Origin of the sequence: Halobacterium zhouii (assembly GCF_021249405.1) — an archaeon.
Classification (GTDB): Archaea; Halobacteriota; Halobacteria; order Halobacteriales; family Halobacteriaceae; genus Halobacterium; species Halobacterium zhouii.
In genome coordinates, this window is the sequence record NZ_CP089593.1 from 1,161,429 (window position 1) to 1,175,655 (window position 14,227).

Here is a 14,227-nt window from a genome sequence, read left to right on the forward strand (position 1 = left end):
CACGTAGCACTGGCCATGAGCAACGGCTGGCAGGACATGATCGTCGGCGCGCGCATGACCGTCGACCAGACGTTCGCGGAACGCGTGCGCGCCTCAGAACTGTCGAGACAGCAGTGGGGCCTCGTGATGACCGCCGTGGAGTTCGAAGTCGAGAACGCCGAGGACCCCGAGATGGCGCGCATCGTCGCGGACACGTCGAAGCTCGAGCACGTCGTTCCCGAGATGCAGAGCGTTGACGACCAGATGAACCAGATGGCGGGCGGTGGCGGCGGCGGGCGCTCCGGTGGCGGCGGCGGGATGGTCGACGGCATCAAGAGCGCGCTCGGTATCGGTGGCGGTGACGACGGTAACGAGGAACTGGCGGCGACGGCGGCGTCGCTCGCCCAGGAGTACGCGGAGGAACTGCAGTCCCACCTCGAGAACGAGGGTCGGTGGGACGAGGTGCGGCGCGCGGCGAAACGCGACTAAACGGGCGGCGAGCAGCGGAGGTTTCCGCCGGAATGGCGACTAGTCGTCGCCGGCGTGGTGCGTCGTGAACTCTTCGGACTCGTAGATGTTGATGAGTTCAGTGATCAGTTCGTCGTACGATTCATCCTCTTCGCAGTGGTTGTCGAGGCGCTCGATGGTGTCGTCGCTGAGGGTGACCTTCGGCATGGGAGCAATGACGGCGCGCGGGCGCATAAACGCACGGGCAGGGTGGTTCGTAGCCGGTGACGGGCGCGAAGGTTTTTGGCCGCGGAGTGAGGACCACTGTGCATGAACGACGGCTTCGAACTCGATCTGCGGAACGCGGAAGGTGAGATGGACGTGCCCGACGACTACGACGGAGACGTCACTCTCGGCGTACTCGACGGCACCACTCCGGACGAGGAGTGGCTCGCCGAAGTCGACGATGGCAGCGTGCTGTTTCTCGCGGTGGAGGGCGACCTGAACGAACTCGCCGCCGGATTCGCGGGCGACGTGAAGGAGGCGGGCGGGTCCCTCGTGCACTTCCGGGAGTTCCTCGTCGTCGCGCCGCCGGGCGTGGACGTCGACGCCGAGCGACTGTAGGCGGACGGCGGTCAGTCGTAGCGAACAACGGTCAGTCACAGCGAACACCGGTCAGGCGTGCAGGCTCCGGTCAGTCACAGCGAACACTAGCCGTCGGGAGTGAACGAACCCACCGACTCGTCGCGGCACGCCACCGCTACTTCTCGCGGAACGTCAGATAGTGGCCGTCCGGGTCGCACACGCGAACGCCCGATTCCACGTCGGTGACTTCGCACGCGCGGTCCGCCACAGCGTCGGCGGCGGCTTCGGGGTCCGACGCGAGAAACCCCAGGTCGGCGTGGACCGCGCCGCGAGCGTCCGCGATGCCGCGGTGTGGTTCCCACAGTTCGAGGGCAACGGGACCCGCGAGTCGGACGCGCTCGCGGTCGTCGCCGCGGTCGACCACGTCGAAGCCGAGGGCCTCGTAGAACGACACCGCAGGGGCGAGGTCCTCTACCTCCAGAACCACCTCGAAGACGCCGGTGAGCGGCACCGTGGCGGCGTCGATACTTTCCGAATCGCCACCGCCGCCCGTCCCGACCTCGACGCAGTGGCCGTCGGGGTCGTCGACGTAGAGCGAACGCGCGCTCCCGAAGTTGTGCTCGATCAGGTCGAAGTCGGTGCCGAGACGGTCGTGATACTCCTCGTAGCCGTCGTCTGTCGTCGAGAACGCGTAGTGAACGTGAACGCCGCCGCGTGGCACCGTCGAGGGTTCTCGAAGCACGAGACTGGTCTCTCCCACTTCGTAGACGATCTCGTGGCCGCGCTGTACGCCGTCGAACCCGAGATGGTGCTCGTAGAACGCTGCCGCACGGTCGAGGAACAGGACCTCGAGCGCGAGCGAGTCGAGGGTGGACAGCATACCGGTCGTTCGTCCCCGTGCCCCTTGGCTGTACCCGGTCGTCGCCCCGACCAGACGACCCAGCGTCCTGGGTTCCGTCCCATTTTATCGGGCTCGATGACGTAGTGGCGGGTATGCCGATGAAGGGTGGTTCCAGCTCCAGATTCGAGGAGATCGACCGCTTCGACGGCGGCGTCGGGTGGATCGCCCACGCCGACGAGACGATGGAGCGAGCGAGCCACGCGCTCCGCGTGCCCGAGCGCAGCGAGACCGCCGATAGCGCGAACGGGGAAGCCGCGAGCGCAGGGAGCGGCGACGACGTCTGGATAATCGACCCCGTCGACGCCGACGGCATCGACGAGTTGGTTGCGGAACTCGGCAGCGTTCGCGGCGTCGTCGTGCTCCTGGACCGCCACACCCGGGACGCAGCGGCGGTGGCGCGCCGGTACGATGTCCCCGTCTACGTCCCGTCGTTCGTCGACGCGAACGTGCCGACGGAGACGAAGCGCTTCTCGGGGCGACTCCCCGACAGCGAGTACGACGTCATCACCGTCGTGGACTGGCCGGGGTGGACCGAGGCCGCGCTGTACGACGGCGAGACGCTCGTCGTCGCGGACGCGCTCGGGACCGCGTCGTACTTCCGCGCCGGGCGGGAGCGCGTGGGCGTCCACCCCGTCCTCCGCTTGACACCGCCGAGCGCCTTCGAAGGACTGCGGCCGGAACGGATCCTCACGGGGCACGGTCGCGGCGTGATGGAGGACGGGACTGACGCGCTCCGTTACGCACTCGACGGCGCCCGTTCGCGCGCGCCACAGGCGTGGCTCCGGGGACTGAAGTCGATGGTCTGACGACTGCGTTCTGTCGACGCTCAAAATTAGAAACGCCCCGGCCAGAGTGCATTGATCCGGCTCCGGGTGCTCGCGAGAACTGGAGAGGGTACGCTACCAGCAGCGTTGTAGCGAGTCGCGACAGTACGGAGCCACCGTCACTCCCGTAACTCCTCGATTCGGCGCGTCTGCTCGCGGTGGAGCGTCACGAACAGATCCGAGAGCAGGCCGAACATCAACAACTGGAGGCCGAAGAGGATGCTTACGCCCGCCACGATGACGATGACCTCGTGTGAGACGCCGTTCGCGAACCAGTCGTAGCCGACGTACGCCGCGAGCGCCGCGCCGATGACGCCGAACACGGCGCCAATGCTCCCGAAGTAGAACAGCGGGTTCGACGTCTTCGCGAGGCTGTACAGCGTGAGGATGATGCGCCCACCGTCCGAGACGGGGTTCAGATTCGTCTCCGACCCGTCCGGCCGCGCGCGGTACGTCGTCGGCACCACCGACACCGGGATGCCGTGGCGCGCGCACTCCACGGCCATCTCCGTCTCGATGCCGAAGCCCTCCGCCGACAGGAACATCCGGTCGAACGACTGGCGGGTGAACGCGCGGTACCCCGAGAGGATGTCGCCGTAGTCCGCGCCGTGGATCCGGGTGAACGCGCGATTGATGAGTCGGTTGCCCACGCGGTTCAGGCGACTCATCGCGTCCGGATGCATGTCCGCCGTGCGGTCGCCGACGACGTGGTCGGCGTCCCCCGAGACGAGCGGGTCGAGGAGGCGGGGGGCTTGCTCGGGCGGATTCGTGTCGTCGCCGTCCAGGAGCAGCACGTACTCGCTGTCGATGTGCGAGACGCCCTCCCGGACCGCTTGCCCCTTCCCCGTGCCGGACTGCTCGATCACTCGCGCGCCCGCCTCGCGCGCCACGTCCGCCGTGTCGTCCGTCGAGTGGCCGTCCACGACGAGGACGCTCCCGACACCGGCGTCGTGCAGCCCGCCGACGACGTCGCCGATGGTCCGCGCCTCGTTCCGAGTGGGCACGAGCGCGCAGACGTCCTCGTAGTCGGTCATTGGGTTTGGTACGTCACGGGGAGCGCAAAAGCGTATTCCTTCCGCGCGAGGAGCAGTATTTAGGTACGGCCACTTTGGCGGTTTTGACAACGACGGGATCCAGAAAGCCCCGGCCAGTTCGACGAACCCCGGCGAAGCAAGCACCTACTGGAGCGCAGCGAGCCGCGGGAGTCTCGTGAGCGAAGCGTACGAGATGGTTCGAGACGGCGAAGCCGTCTCGTCATGCCGAAAATCTTCGATTGTCAATGGAAAATATAGACAAATTATATACGACGTTGTATCCAAGTAGGTGGTATGGGTGACAAGGTGCAAATCAATCTCCGCGTGGATGACGCCCAGAAAGAAGTCTGGGAGGCGTACATTGAGGAGGAAGGCCGGTTCAGCTCCCTTTCAGAGCTAATCCGTGCCTCCGTCGAAGTCGAGATTAGTGACGAGCAAACTAGTAACGGGGGAGCGTCTCCCGGACTAGCCAATGACCTCCAGACAGTCAAGCAGGATTTGGAGCGTGTTCGGAAAGATGTCCAGTGGCTCCGTGAGCAGGAGCAGGATGCTGTGGATATCTCCGAACTCGCCCAGGAGGTCTTTGATGCTCTTGAACCACTACCGTCGCCTGCGTCTCCGGTTGATGTTCCTGCTGGCATTGAGATGGATAAGCAGGAATATCGTCGCAAGAGGGCTGCTGAGTCTTTGATTCTGCCTACAGATTCTGAGGAAGCAGAGGAAAGCGGAGAGAATCCCCAGACTGCAAAGGCAATCGGTGAGCGGGTGAACGCAACTCCAGAGCAGGTCAGGGATGCCATTGAGCACCTCGAAGACCAATTCCTCCCGGTAGTTTCTGTCGAGGTTGATGGACAGACGCACTACTTCACGGAGAACTAATCATGCACGATTCGATGAAGGAGTTTCTGGAGGTCCTCCGGAGCACCAACAAAAGCGAGGGGACAATTTCCAGATACCGGCAGGGACTCACGGTCTACTCCGAGTGGCTCGATGCTCAAAACCTCGAGCCGGAGGCTGTCTCAAAACGCGACATCCAGCGCTACCTAGGGTATCTCAAGGGGGAGAAAGGATACGCACATAACACAGTTCGGCTCCGCTTTGCTGCGATCAGTCAATTCTATGAAGACCTCGTGGATACGGAGGCAGTCGAGTCAGACCCAACAGAGAAGATTACCTTGGCAGACTATGCGCCCAAAACCACGCGCAAAGAAGAGGAAACCAAGGAAAAACACATCTGGCTTGCCAAGGATGAAGTGCAAAAACTAGTCGAGAACGTGCCCGCACCAACGCTTCGGAATCGGTTGGTCGTTCTGTTCCAGTACTACACGGGGCTCCGTCGTGCGGAAGTCTGTGATGTTACGCTCGCTGATCTGGATCGGGAGAACCGCCAAGTCCAGATTCGCGGGAAGAACGGAACTGTGCATACTGCACACTGGCAGCCCAAACTCGATGGGCTTCTGACGGCGTGGCTTGATGGTGGCTATCGCGCTGCGTCTCCGTATGCCCGCGAGAGTGACTATCTATTTCTCACGGAGTCAAGCCTCTCACTAAGTCCGAGCAGGTTGAACGATGTAGTTCGAGAGGCTGCTGAGAACGCTGGCATTCAGGAGGTGCTCTATACCGATGCCAGCGGCAGCAAGCACTACAAAATCACCTCACACACCCTCCGGCACTCCTTTGCTATGCACTATCTACAGAACGGCGGTTCCATCGAGGGACTATCCAAACTCCTTGCTCACTCCTCGGTGACGACGACCGAGATTTACGGCGAGATTCTGGAGGAGCGAGCGAAAGATGAATACGAGCAATTTGCACCTCAGATCAATTTCTAACCCCTCTAACACGGTGTGGCAAAGCTCTCAGTTATAGCTTGGAGTGAAGATTTAGACGTTCTCTCTATGCGAACATAATTGCAAGAGGACAAGTTACTTCCCAGTTGGGTCAAATTCTTAGGCTGAAAGATGGGCGTGGAAACATTTCTGAGAAGGAACTACAGCTTTCTCCTTCTGAATGTACTGATCGTACCAGTTCTAGCAGCTCTCACGTATCTTTCAATCCTTTCACCAGGGCTGCTTGCGATATCAGTTGTTTTGGTCAATACCCTCCCGAAAGTTGAAGAACTGAGGCGGCGATGGAGAACCTCTGAACACCGAGACAGAGTAAAGGATCGAACGGAAGAGTTCAATCAAGAACTCCAATCTTTTGAGGCGCTGTTTCAGGCCGATATACTTGATACAGAGGAGTATGGGGCTGAGAATCTGATCAACTATACTGAATCAGTTATAGATCCAGGTCAACAGATCTACCTACCGCTTCTCTATATATACCTGAGCAAGAAGTCTAATTTTGAGCTTGAAAACCATGAGAGAACAACTCTTCAGAAGAAGCTCCAGACGAGCCTAAAGGGGGTTAGTCTTGTTCATCCAACAGAGGACGATATACGGCTTGCTTGGGGAGCTCACCAGTTGCTCTGCGAAGCAAGTAGGCCATACACGATTGATCCACCTGATAAGGGTTTCATGGAGACAGACTGTTTTGAAGAGCGTTTCGTGCACGGATTTCTACATAAGGAGCAGGTGATCTCCGAACTAACCTCAAAGCATGAGGAATTAGCCGATTATCGACACACCCTATCACAGCTATATGATTCAGGTAAGTTGAGCAAGTTCGGTATTCAGCAAGCTCTCCTTGAACTCGAGGAAGAATTATCCTACGTCCTGACGGACAAGACCCATTACTTCACACTCATAAATGATGATATGAAGGATTCGGGCGTCATTGATGATATTGAGGAGAACATCATATCCACAGGGGACGACACATATACTGGCTCGTTTATGGTGAACGGCGGAATGGCCAGTCTGGTACTCTGTGTATGTGATGAGAGTTGGGAGACGAAGGAGTTCTATGAGAAGTTTATAAAAGAACCGTATGAACGATGCCAGACAGATGGAGTTCTTTCCATTCACCGGGCAAAATTTGAGGGAGGAACGATATTCAAACAACAGTACGAAGAGACAGAGCCTACAGGGAATATTCTGAGAGCGATTAAATCTAGAAATCTGCTGACTACAGGCGAGGTAGCAGCTACAATGAATCTGAGAGAGAAGCTGATTGAGTCACACCTTTCAACTGATGAACTCTTGAGTGTCCTTCCGCTCAATCTTTTCCTCCCCGATCTCCCCTCCACGAAAAAAGAGATACTGATTGAAAAGAACGAGAAGATCAAGCAGAAGTTTGGCATTCAACAGCTTACCGACTGGGCGAATCCAAATTACACTGCTGAGGAGATAGGACAACACCTCCACCAACAGTACTTCCCCGAAGATTCTGAAGATGAGTGGGTCGAGAACACAGAGAAGATTATTTCTGAAGCAGAGGATATCAATCAGGCTCTCTCGTAGTATAGCAAGTCGTTTTTGGGATCGCTGTGAAGGACTACCAGAGGGAGTTTATGAAGTTGATTGCTGCTGGCAGTAGAGCGCCTATATCCTTAACAAGGAACCTCCTTAGAATAGAAGAATTCGAGTGAGCAACCACGTTCGGGCATAGTAATAGCGGTATGTAGCCAGCGTGCGCGTTGTTGTGCCGCCTATTGCGGCGGTTCGTGGTTTTCCCCGCCATGAATTGAAACGCGCCACACGCCGTTGTGACGGTCTTGGTGGATTTCACCCATGGCCACAATCATGCCTTCTTGACCAGCCTGGCCAAATCACCCTGACTTTATAGGCATATGGCACATGGCCAGATTCGATGCATTCGGCCATCTACGCCCGCGTTTCGACAGATGAGCAGTCATTATCCCGGCAAAAAGAGGAGTGCTATGAGTACGCGACAGAACGCCTTGGGCTAGCGCCCTCTGAACTTGAGTTCTACGAGGACAAGGCGACTGGGACGAACACCGAGCGAGAAGCATATCAGGAGTTGGTGACTGCAGTAGAAGGCGAGAATGTAGATACTGTGGTAGCCCTTGAGACGAGCCGGTTATCCCGAAGCGTTGGAGATCTCGCTACGACCGTCGAGCATCTATTAGAACAGGAGACAGCTCTGCATGTCGTGAATCGGAATATCGCCCTGGAACCAGGAGAAGAAACAGACCCAATGCAGAAAGCGTTTCTGCAGCTCATGGGCGTCTTTGCCGAGATGGAAGCCTCAATGACGAGAGAGCGAATCAAGAGCGGGATACGGCAAGCCAAGGCAGACGGAAAGAATGTGGGGAGGCCTCCCTATGGGTTCACGACTGGTGCTAAGTCTGGTGACTACGTTCCCGAGTATCCTGAGTTCGAGAAAGCGCAGGTAGCGATTGAACGGTATGATGAGGGGGACAGTTTGCGCTCAGTAGCTCTTGATTTGGATATTCCAAGGACGACAGTACGACGAATCGTGAAGGATGAACAGAAACGAATGATGTATGATTATGAATCGACCGCTTGAACCACCGATCTTATTCTGGCAGCTCATCGCCGTCTCGGAAGGACTGTTGGTTTACGAGTATACATAGGAAGGTTTCCCTCCGGTTCGTGGTTTCCTCGTAAGGTGCTCAATGAACAGTTGAGTTTCCGCAGAGACGGTCGAACGGATGCTCTCTATTCTATGTTTTTCAGGGAGTACGAAGATAATACTATGCGGATTCGGGCTTAGTGAGAATCAGGATGTTCTCCTCAACATCGTCGTAATCTGCCGTCGTCGCTGCCATATTTCTCCATAGGCGGATTTCGGGTTCTTCAAAGCCAACTCGTTCTTCGGCAAGTTCACCAAGAATCTCTGCCGTCTCTACTTCGACCTGCCAGTAGCTACCAGAGTCACCTACGACATAGGCTGCCTTTCCACCAGAAGCGAGGAGGTCATACACCTGCTCAAAGTGGTGCTGCATCCCTGCGAAGTACTCCTCAATCACTCTCGGGTAGTATTTACCGAAACCGTGGGAGATATCTTCGTCAACGATGATTTGCTCCATCTCGGAAACGATAGCGTCTACTCGGTCGTTCTCTCGAATGTTGACCTGCTCGCCTTCATCATCAGCAACATAGATGTTCTTGGTGTGACTGCGGATATTCGCCTTCTTGATTTTCTGCAGGTCCTTGTTGTCGTCAGCAGCTCGAAGCCAAATGAGTTCAAGGCGTTGGTTTCGGGTGTAGTCGTGTTCGGCGGGATAGGGCGGTGAAGTAATCAGGTAGTCTACTTCGCCCCCATGCTTGTCCGAGTTGAGTAGTTCCGACTCTTCTCGAAGTGTGTCGGCAAGTTGGCGGGCGTCGGCACGGATTATCTCAGTCTCACCAGGCTCAACCTCACCTGATTCAACAGCTGCTTGGACGCTCTCAAGGTCTTCTTCTATCTCGGAGAGTTTGGTCTTGAAGATAGTGAATACATCTTTATCTCCTTCTTGTTTCGGGTCACGGGTGGCTTCAGGACCGAAACGGACATTGCCAACATCTTCTGGTGAAATCGCAATCATCGCTAACTTGAATAGATCCGTTACATTGTCGTTGGGTAACTCTTCGATGTGATACCGCAGAACCTTCATCTTCTTGAGCGGCTTCTCGGAGAGCCACCCTTTCGGCGTCTTCTTTGGCTCCGAGAAGTCATACTTGCTCAGGTCTATACCCTGTCCGTTGGTCGAATCCCCGAACGAGTCGAGTGTGGTGTTCCCCTGCGAAGAAATCTCCTTGAAGATAGGCTGGATTATTGAGAGGAGTTCAGAGCGACGCTGACGGAACTCGTCAAGGTCTACTTCCCAATTCGTCTTCGCACGGCCACTCAGGACAGATGCAGGTGAAGTATCCGTCCCGATAGAGTCGATGCCGAGTTTCTTCGCTGAGAGGGTTGTTGTGCCTGTCCCGTTGAACGGGTCAATAAGGAGGTCGTCTTGGGTTATTTCAAATTCGTCAACAAGCCCTGTGATGATGCGGTCGCTGTAAGCGTATACAAACCTGTACCAGTCGTGGATATCCATATCATCCAAACGGCCAATATTCGAAGTGTGTTTCAAGCTACTTGCCTCGTTGTCTTGTGTCGTATTCATTCTTTGGCGTTTAGTTTGTATTTGATGACTGCGGCCAGTGTATTCTCAAATCCTCGGGTCTAAACAAGACTGTCTTCGAATCTAATCGCTTTATATCTTGCCATTTTCTCGACTCATCGCAAGATGTTTTATATACGGCCTCTGGATTCTGGACTATGAACGACGACATCGAGGCAGTGGATTTCAAACAGCAAGCGAAGGTATTCAGAGCGCTTCGGTCGGAGGTACGGCTGAAACTGTTGAAGGAGGTGAGTGAGCGGCAGCCTGTATCAGCACCTGAAATGAAAGACGAGTTCGATGTGACGAAAGAGAGTATCAAGAAGAATCTGAATCAACTGGAAGAAGCGGGATTGCTCAAATCTTCACGAGAGAGAGGACCAGGAAACCGACCACGGGACGAATTCGTTCTCGCCTACAAGGAAGATGGTGTGATGGTGCAACTCGATATTGTACCCGATGATTACAACTTCTATCTTGGCGAGTCGGATGTAGCATCTCAATTCTGAATCATATTTTTCGTTCGAGACGCGACTATCTTCGAAGACTTAGGGCGGATAACTAAGAATATATGTCGTCTATGGGATACTTTTAGCTCCCCACCATGTCAAGTCCTACTCGCAGATGGCAAAATACGAACCCGTCATCAAGTGGGTATTCAGGAAGCAGGCTGAAGAGTACGGTACAGAAGAAGAGATTCCGTTCCATCGGGACCATATCGATGAGGCGATGGAGGCATTGGATATCTCTGTCGGCAATCCGCCAGATATTCCGTATGCATACCGCTCCCGTCGCCCGCTCCCTGATGAAATCTCGGAGTACGGATACACGGCGGTAATCATCGACGATAAGCGAGAAGGTGAAGACCCGACGTACATGTTCACGAAGACGGAACAGCTGATCCCTGTTCCCGAGGTTGTGGACGAGACGCACCAAACGAGTACCGCTGTTCTCCCCGAAGCTGTTCGCCAGTACATCGGCAAGGATGAACAAGGCGCGTTGACGCAGGTACGGTACGCTGGACTGCTGGACGACTTCACGGGATACGAGGCATTCCACCTGCAATCGCATATGCGGATGCGTGTCCGTGGCCGTGAAGCCGAACTGGACGACCTGTATGTCGGTGTCGATGACGATGGAAACCATCACGCCTTGGCGGTGGAAGCCAAAGGAGAGGGTGAAACGCTGAACAGGAACCAGTTGATTCGGAACACTCGTGGCATCGAGGAGAAGAGTAACTACCCTGACTCCGTGCGGACGCTGGCGGTCAAGCTGGACGAGGACGGGTACTTCTACCTCTTCGAGTTCGATGTATTCCAAGACAACGTGGGCGACGATAAGGTAGAGACGGATAGAGTCTGGAAGTACGAGTTCGAATCGGAGTGACCACGATGAACAAGTACGAAACCGTCATCGTGCGTGTGTTCGAAGACGTAGCGGAAGCGAACGGTGTCCATCGAGAGCTGACCTTCACTCGGGTTGACCTCGAACAAGCGATGGGCGAAACGGGTATAGAAGTTCGCTGTCCATCTGATATCTTGTATGCGTTCCGCGCGAGAAGGGACCTCCCAGTGACAATCGCTAGACACGGATTCAAGGGCATCGAGGTCGCCGAGAACGATTACGGACAAGAAGCCGTCTACAAGTTCGCACGGTAACTAAGCAGATCTGCTGAACGGTTGTTTCACTCGGATACCTCTAAAAGAAATAGTTATAGCAGTCCCAGTCTAGGTGATAGCACTAGTCTTTCTAACGGCCTTTTCGCAGAACCCACTACTACTATACCCCCGAAGCCATTCCATCTGCCGAACCACATTTGGCTTGGATAGGGCTAAGGCCAACCCCGGATATAGAACTGGTTAGGTGAGTGATAGGGCGAATTGAGGCCTATAATTATGGGGATGTTGTGGCCTTACACTGCCGAATTTGGTCAAATTTCGAGATGGGCAGATATGCGCTCTAATTGAGTCTATGAGCTACAAATTTGGCCGGATCTAACTCATGCACGTCGAACAGATTCATAGCTATGTCCCAGTGATGAAAACCAGAATGGTGAGATAAGTTCCAATGGGGTTTGTTCACGCAACCCCTACCGTTCGCGTGATCTATTCGTCGTTGTAGGCTTCCCAGTCGTCCGCGTCGAGGTCTAACCACTCCATCATACCCGTAGCATCACCGTCAAAGAGCACGTCGGCAATGAGGGGCGTTAGTTGGGCGTAGAGTTCGTTCACGTCCTCGACACCCTCACGGATACTGCCACCGCGTCGAACCAGGTTGTACGCTTCTTGGGCCGCGTCTGAGCCGTCGCTTTGGAATTCGATGTACGTCGTACTGCCATCCGCGCTGCCGTCGTTGGCTTTGAGGTCTTGAATACTCATTTCGGTCACGCTCGCATTCTTGCGAGCAGAGCACTCCTCGAAGGCGATTGTAATATAGTTCTGTCTCATTCTCGTGAGAAGCAACCTGTGAGCTAAACCACCTCGACAATCCCAATATCCGGTATATCGTGGCGAGACGGCCTAGTAATGGGATTCACGAGTTCTAGATTGATACGATGGTGGTCGGAGGGGAGTCACGGTCTCGATAATCGAGAGTTCATATTCAGATATCTGACTTCGCCTCAGGCTAGTGAGCTAGACGGAATTCAACTAGTACGTATTTCTAGAGTATCCGTATTTCTGGAGATGAGTATTACGCAAATCATCGTCTAGGCGTCTGTGGATCCCTGCAACCACTATAGGGAAAATATCAGACGAATTATATTTATGTGGTGGGGGACTACTACCCCCTGTAATGGCGAACAATCAAGAATCGCCTGACGGAGAATCGAGTACTGAGTGGAATGATGCTGCATCAAACAGCGACAGTGACACTCCCTCAGATGAGACCGAACCTGTCGAGGCGGAAGTTGTCGAAGATACAACGGAAGTGCTCGAACACAATCCAGATCTGACCCCAGAGGTCGAGGCACTATCAACGTTCAGCGAAGAGGAGGGCCCGCTGAGCTTCCGAATAATCCCGGTGATAGAAGACTCACAGACCGACTGGCGGCTCGTTACCTACCTTGACGGGACGCAAGGCCCAGTGTACCAGAGTCGAGACGGACTCACTGACGAGGCACGAGAACAGTTTGGAGTCAGCACCCGCCTTCAGGAGCGTATCAATGCTGCACTGCAGTACGCGCGGGAGAACCTGGAAATCCCTGCCTCCCTCGGTAACCAGACGAGAGCGAAGAAATCACTCCATGAACTCGAACTACTGATGGAGGACTAGAATGCCGGACACCGAGCAACTCCACGACACCATCGGTCGCTACGACTCCTTTGCGGAACTACTGGAGTCCGCAGACGATGAACAACACGCCCACGAACTGCTGTCGGCAGTCGAGGGCGTAGGAGTCCGAATTCAGGAAGTCATCGATACCGAGAACGACGAGCTTGCAGCCCTCGAAATCGGCTGGCTCCGACTTATCTGGGAGGTCCATCACGAGGAGGAGACACTCGAGACACTCAGCACTGACGACTAACCAACACTACTCCACAAGAAGTGGGTCAAAGGGACCCTTGCCATTCCTTCCTTGGCCCTACCCCGGCAAAAAGGTTCGTATCGATATACGAATCAGGTTGCTCGCGCCTGCTTGTGGAGCTAACACAGGGATGGCTCCGAGACACAAATGCCACAGACAGACGAGATTTCATTCACAATTGGCGACAAGACACACGAGATAATCCGGTATGAGGTCGTTGACCAGGCAGACAAATACGACTCCGTTTCAGCGTTTTACCGGCGCTCGATAGCGGGCAACGTGAAACAGCTCCATCAGTTTGCAGCAGGCGGACGACAGGCAAGGCAGTTGATTGAACTGCTTACGGTAATCCGAGGAATCAATGAGCGTATCCCCGAAGATGAGGCGAGGGCAGCCCTGGTGGATGAAGACCTTTCAGGCGCTCGTCCACGCGTTGAATTGTCGCCTGAGCATCTTGAGATACTGGATCGCCTGACTTCCGAAACAGGCCTCAGTCGCTCAGAAATCATCCGGCGGTGTCTCTTCCGGCAACTACACCGCCTTGGGCAGCGGTCAGGCCTGCTCTCTGGATGGCGTGAAAAGCGAATCACACGGACTTGGGAGGAGGTAAGAACAGGGTTGCATCGGCCACGGGTGCAGTGCCATGACATTCTCCGGAGGCGGTTTGTCGATGAGTACGAGCAGACGCTCCGAAACATAGAGCAAGACCCTGGTCCCTTCGAGGCGTTTGCAGAGGAATATACCTCCAACTTCTACGGCACTGACGGCTACCAAGAACTAGAGCAGCGAGGGTCTGAGCCACTCAGCTACGTCGAGAACACCATTGAAGAGCAGACTGACTACTCTATCAGATCTGGTTCTGAAAAAGACGGATTCTTGGCGGACCTGCTTGAGGAAGCCTAATCCCGAAAT

Annotated in this window: 18 protein-coding genes; 13 read left to right on the forward strand and 5 right to left on the reverse strand. The window is 55.4% G+C overall.

All coding sequences use genetic code 11. The annotated features are described in order from the left end of the window. Positions 1 to 15: 15 nt before the first annotated feature. Positions 16 to 468, forward strand: coding sequence for a DUF5799 family protein (locus LT970_RS06015; protein ID WP_232688564.1), 453 nt, complete (start codon positions 16 to 18; stop codon positions 466 to 468). 39 nt (positions 469 to 507) lie between these two features. Here the strand turns inward: LT970_RS06015 and LT970_RS06020 are convergent, their stop codons facing one another. Beyond that, positions 508 to 654, reverse strand: a complete 147-nt coding sequence (locus tag LT970_RS06020) for a DUF7557 family protein (RefSeq protein WP_232688565.1) — start codon at positions 652 to 654, stop codon at positions 508 to 510. A 102-nt stretch (positions 655 to 756) separates the two neighbouring features. Between LT970_RS06020 and LT970_RS06025 the strand changes: the two genes are divergently transcribed. Beyond that, positions 757 to 1,050: a DUF5779 family protein gene (locus tag LT970_RS06025; RefSeq protein WP_232688566.1), complete on the forward strand. Its 294-nt coding sequence runs from the start codon at positions 757 to 759 to the stop codon at positions 1,048 to 1,050. Positions 1,051 to 1,186: 136 nt separating this feature from the next. Here LT970_RS06025 and LT970_RS06030 read toward each other — a convergent pair whose 3' ends face one another. Further along, positions 1,187 to 1,891, reverse strand: a complete 705-nt coding sequence (locus LT970_RS06030) for a VOC family protein (RefSeq protein ID WP_232688567.1) — start codon at positions 1,889 to 1,891, stop codon at positions 1,187 to 1,189. A 119-nt stretch (positions 1,892 to 2,010) separates the two neighbouring features. Here LT970_RS06030 and LT970_RS06035 point away from each other — a divergent pair, with 119 nt between their 5' ends. Continuing rightward, on the forward strand, positions 2,011 to 2,718 hold the full coding sequence (locus LT970_RS06035; RefSeq protein ID WP_432419608.1) for an MBL fold metallo-hydrolase: 708 nt from the start codon (positions 2,011 to 2,013) through the stop codon (positions 2,716 to 2,718). A 137-nt stretch (positions 2,719 to 2,855) separates the two neighbouring features. Here LT970_RS06035 and aglJ read toward each other — a convergent pair whose 3' ends face one another. Then, entirely contained in the window at positions 2,856 to 3,770 is a 915-nt protein-coding gene (aglJ, locus tag LT970_RS06040) for an S-layer glycoprotein N-glycosyltransferase AglJ (RefSeq protein ID WP_232688569.1), read from the reverse strand. A 294-nt stretch (positions 3,771 to 4,064) separates the two neighbouring features. On the opposite strand from aglJ, the gene LT970_RS06045 reads away from it, so the two are divergent. The 4 genes from LT970_RS06045 to LT970_RS06060 all read left to right on the forward strand — a co-directional run bounded on the left by LT970_RS06045 (position 4,065) and on the right by LT970_RS06060 (position 8,204). Then, on the forward strand, positions 4,065 to 4,649 hold the full coding sequence (locus LT970_RS06045; protein WP_232688570.1) for a hypothetical protein: 585 nt from the start codon (positions 4,065 to 4,067) through the stop codon (positions 4,647 to 4,649). 2 nt (positions 4,650 to 4,651) lie between these two features. Then, entirely contained in the window at positions 4,652 to 5,602 is a 951-nt protein-coding gene (locus LT970_RS06050; RefSeq protein WP_232688571.1) for a tyrosine-type recombinase/integrase, read from the forward strand. A 129-nt stretch (positions 5,603 to 5,731) separates the two neighbouring features. Further along, positions 5,732 to 7,174, forward strand: a complete 1,443-nt coding sequence (locus LT970_RS06055; protein WP_232688572.1) for a hypothetical protein — start codon at positions 5,732 to 5,734, stop codon at positions 7,172 to 7,174. A gap of 349 nt (positions 7,175 to 7,523) precedes the next feature. Next, positions 7,524 to 8,204, forward strand: coding sequence for a recombinase family protein (locus LT970_RS06060; protein ID WP_232688573.1), 681 nt, complete (start codon positions 7,524 to 7,526; stop codon positions 8,202 to 8,204). A gap of 187 nt (positions 8,205 to 8,391) precedes the next feature. On the opposite strand, the gene LT970_RS06065 is transcribed toward LT970_RS06060, so the two are convergent. Further along, positions 8,392 to 9,723: a site-specific DNA-methyltransferase gene (locus LT970_RS06065; protein ID WP_232688574.1), complete on the reverse strand. Its 1,332-nt coding sequence runs from the start codon at positions 9,721 to 9,723 to the stop codon at positions 8,392 to 8,394. A 224-nt stretch (positions 9,724 to 9,947) separates the two neighbouring features. On the opposite strand from LT970_RS06065, the gene LT970_RS06070 reads away from it, so the two are divergent. From LT970_RS06070 to LT970_RS06080, 3 genes are all read left to right on the forward strand, one after another. Further along, complete coding sequence (locus tag LT970_RS06070) at positions 9,948 to 10,298, forward strand: winged helix-turn-helix domain-containing protein (protein WP_232688575.1); 351 nt, start codon at positions 9,948 to 9,950, stop codon at positions 10,296 to 10,298. 115 nt (positions 10,299 to 10,413) lie between these two features. Continuing rightward, positions 10,414 to 11,175: a hypothetical protein gene (locus LT970_RS06075; RefSeq protein WP_232688576.1), complete on the forward strand. Its 762-nt coding sequence runs from the start codon at positions 10,414 to 10,416 to the stop codon at positions 11,173 to 11,175. 5 nt (positions 11,176 to 11,180) lie between these two features. Beyond that, positions 11,181 to 11,447, forward strand: coding sequence for a hypothetical protein (locus LT970_RS06080; RefSeq protein WP_232688577.1), 267 nt, complete (start codon positions 11,181 to 11,183; stop codon positions 11,445 to 11,447). A 447-nt stretch (positions 11,448 to 11,894) separates the two neighbouring features. Here the strand turns inward: LT970_RS06080 and LT970_RS06085 are convergent, their stop codons facing one another. Then, positions 11,895 to 12,236 (reverse strand): hypothetical protein, encoded by a 342-nt coding sequence (locus tag LT970_RS06085; protein ID WP_232688578.1) that lies wholly within the window; start codon positions 12,234 to 12,236, stop codon positions 11,895 to 11,897. Between the two features lie 346 nt (positions 12,237 to 12,582). On the opposite strand from LT970_RS06085, the gene LT970_RS06090 reads away from it, so the two are divergent. The 3 genes from LT970_RS06090 (at position 12,583) to LT970_RS06100 (ending at position 14,218) form a co-directional block, all read left to right on the forward strand. Next, a complete protein-coding gene (locus LT970_RS06090; RefSeq protein ID WP_232688579.1) occupies positions 12,583 to 13,062 on the forward strand; it encodes a hypothetical protein in 480 nt (159 codons plus the stop codon). 1 nt (position 13,063) lies between these two features. Beyond that, positions 13,064 to 13,315, forward strand: a complete 252-nt coding sequence (locus tag LT970_RS06095; RefSeq protein WP_232688580.1) for a hypothetical protein — start codon at positions 13,064 to 13,066, stop codon at positions 13,313 to 13,315. Positions 13,316 to 13,462: 147 nt separating this feature from the next. Then, positions 13,463 to 14,218: a ribbon-helix-helix protein, CopG family gene (locus LT970_RS06100; protein WP_232688581.1), complete on the forward strand. Its 756-nt coding sequence runs from the start codon at positions 13,463 to 13,465 to the stop codon at positions 14,216 to 14,218. The last annotated feature ends 9 nt before the right edge of the window (positions 14,219 to 14,227 follow it).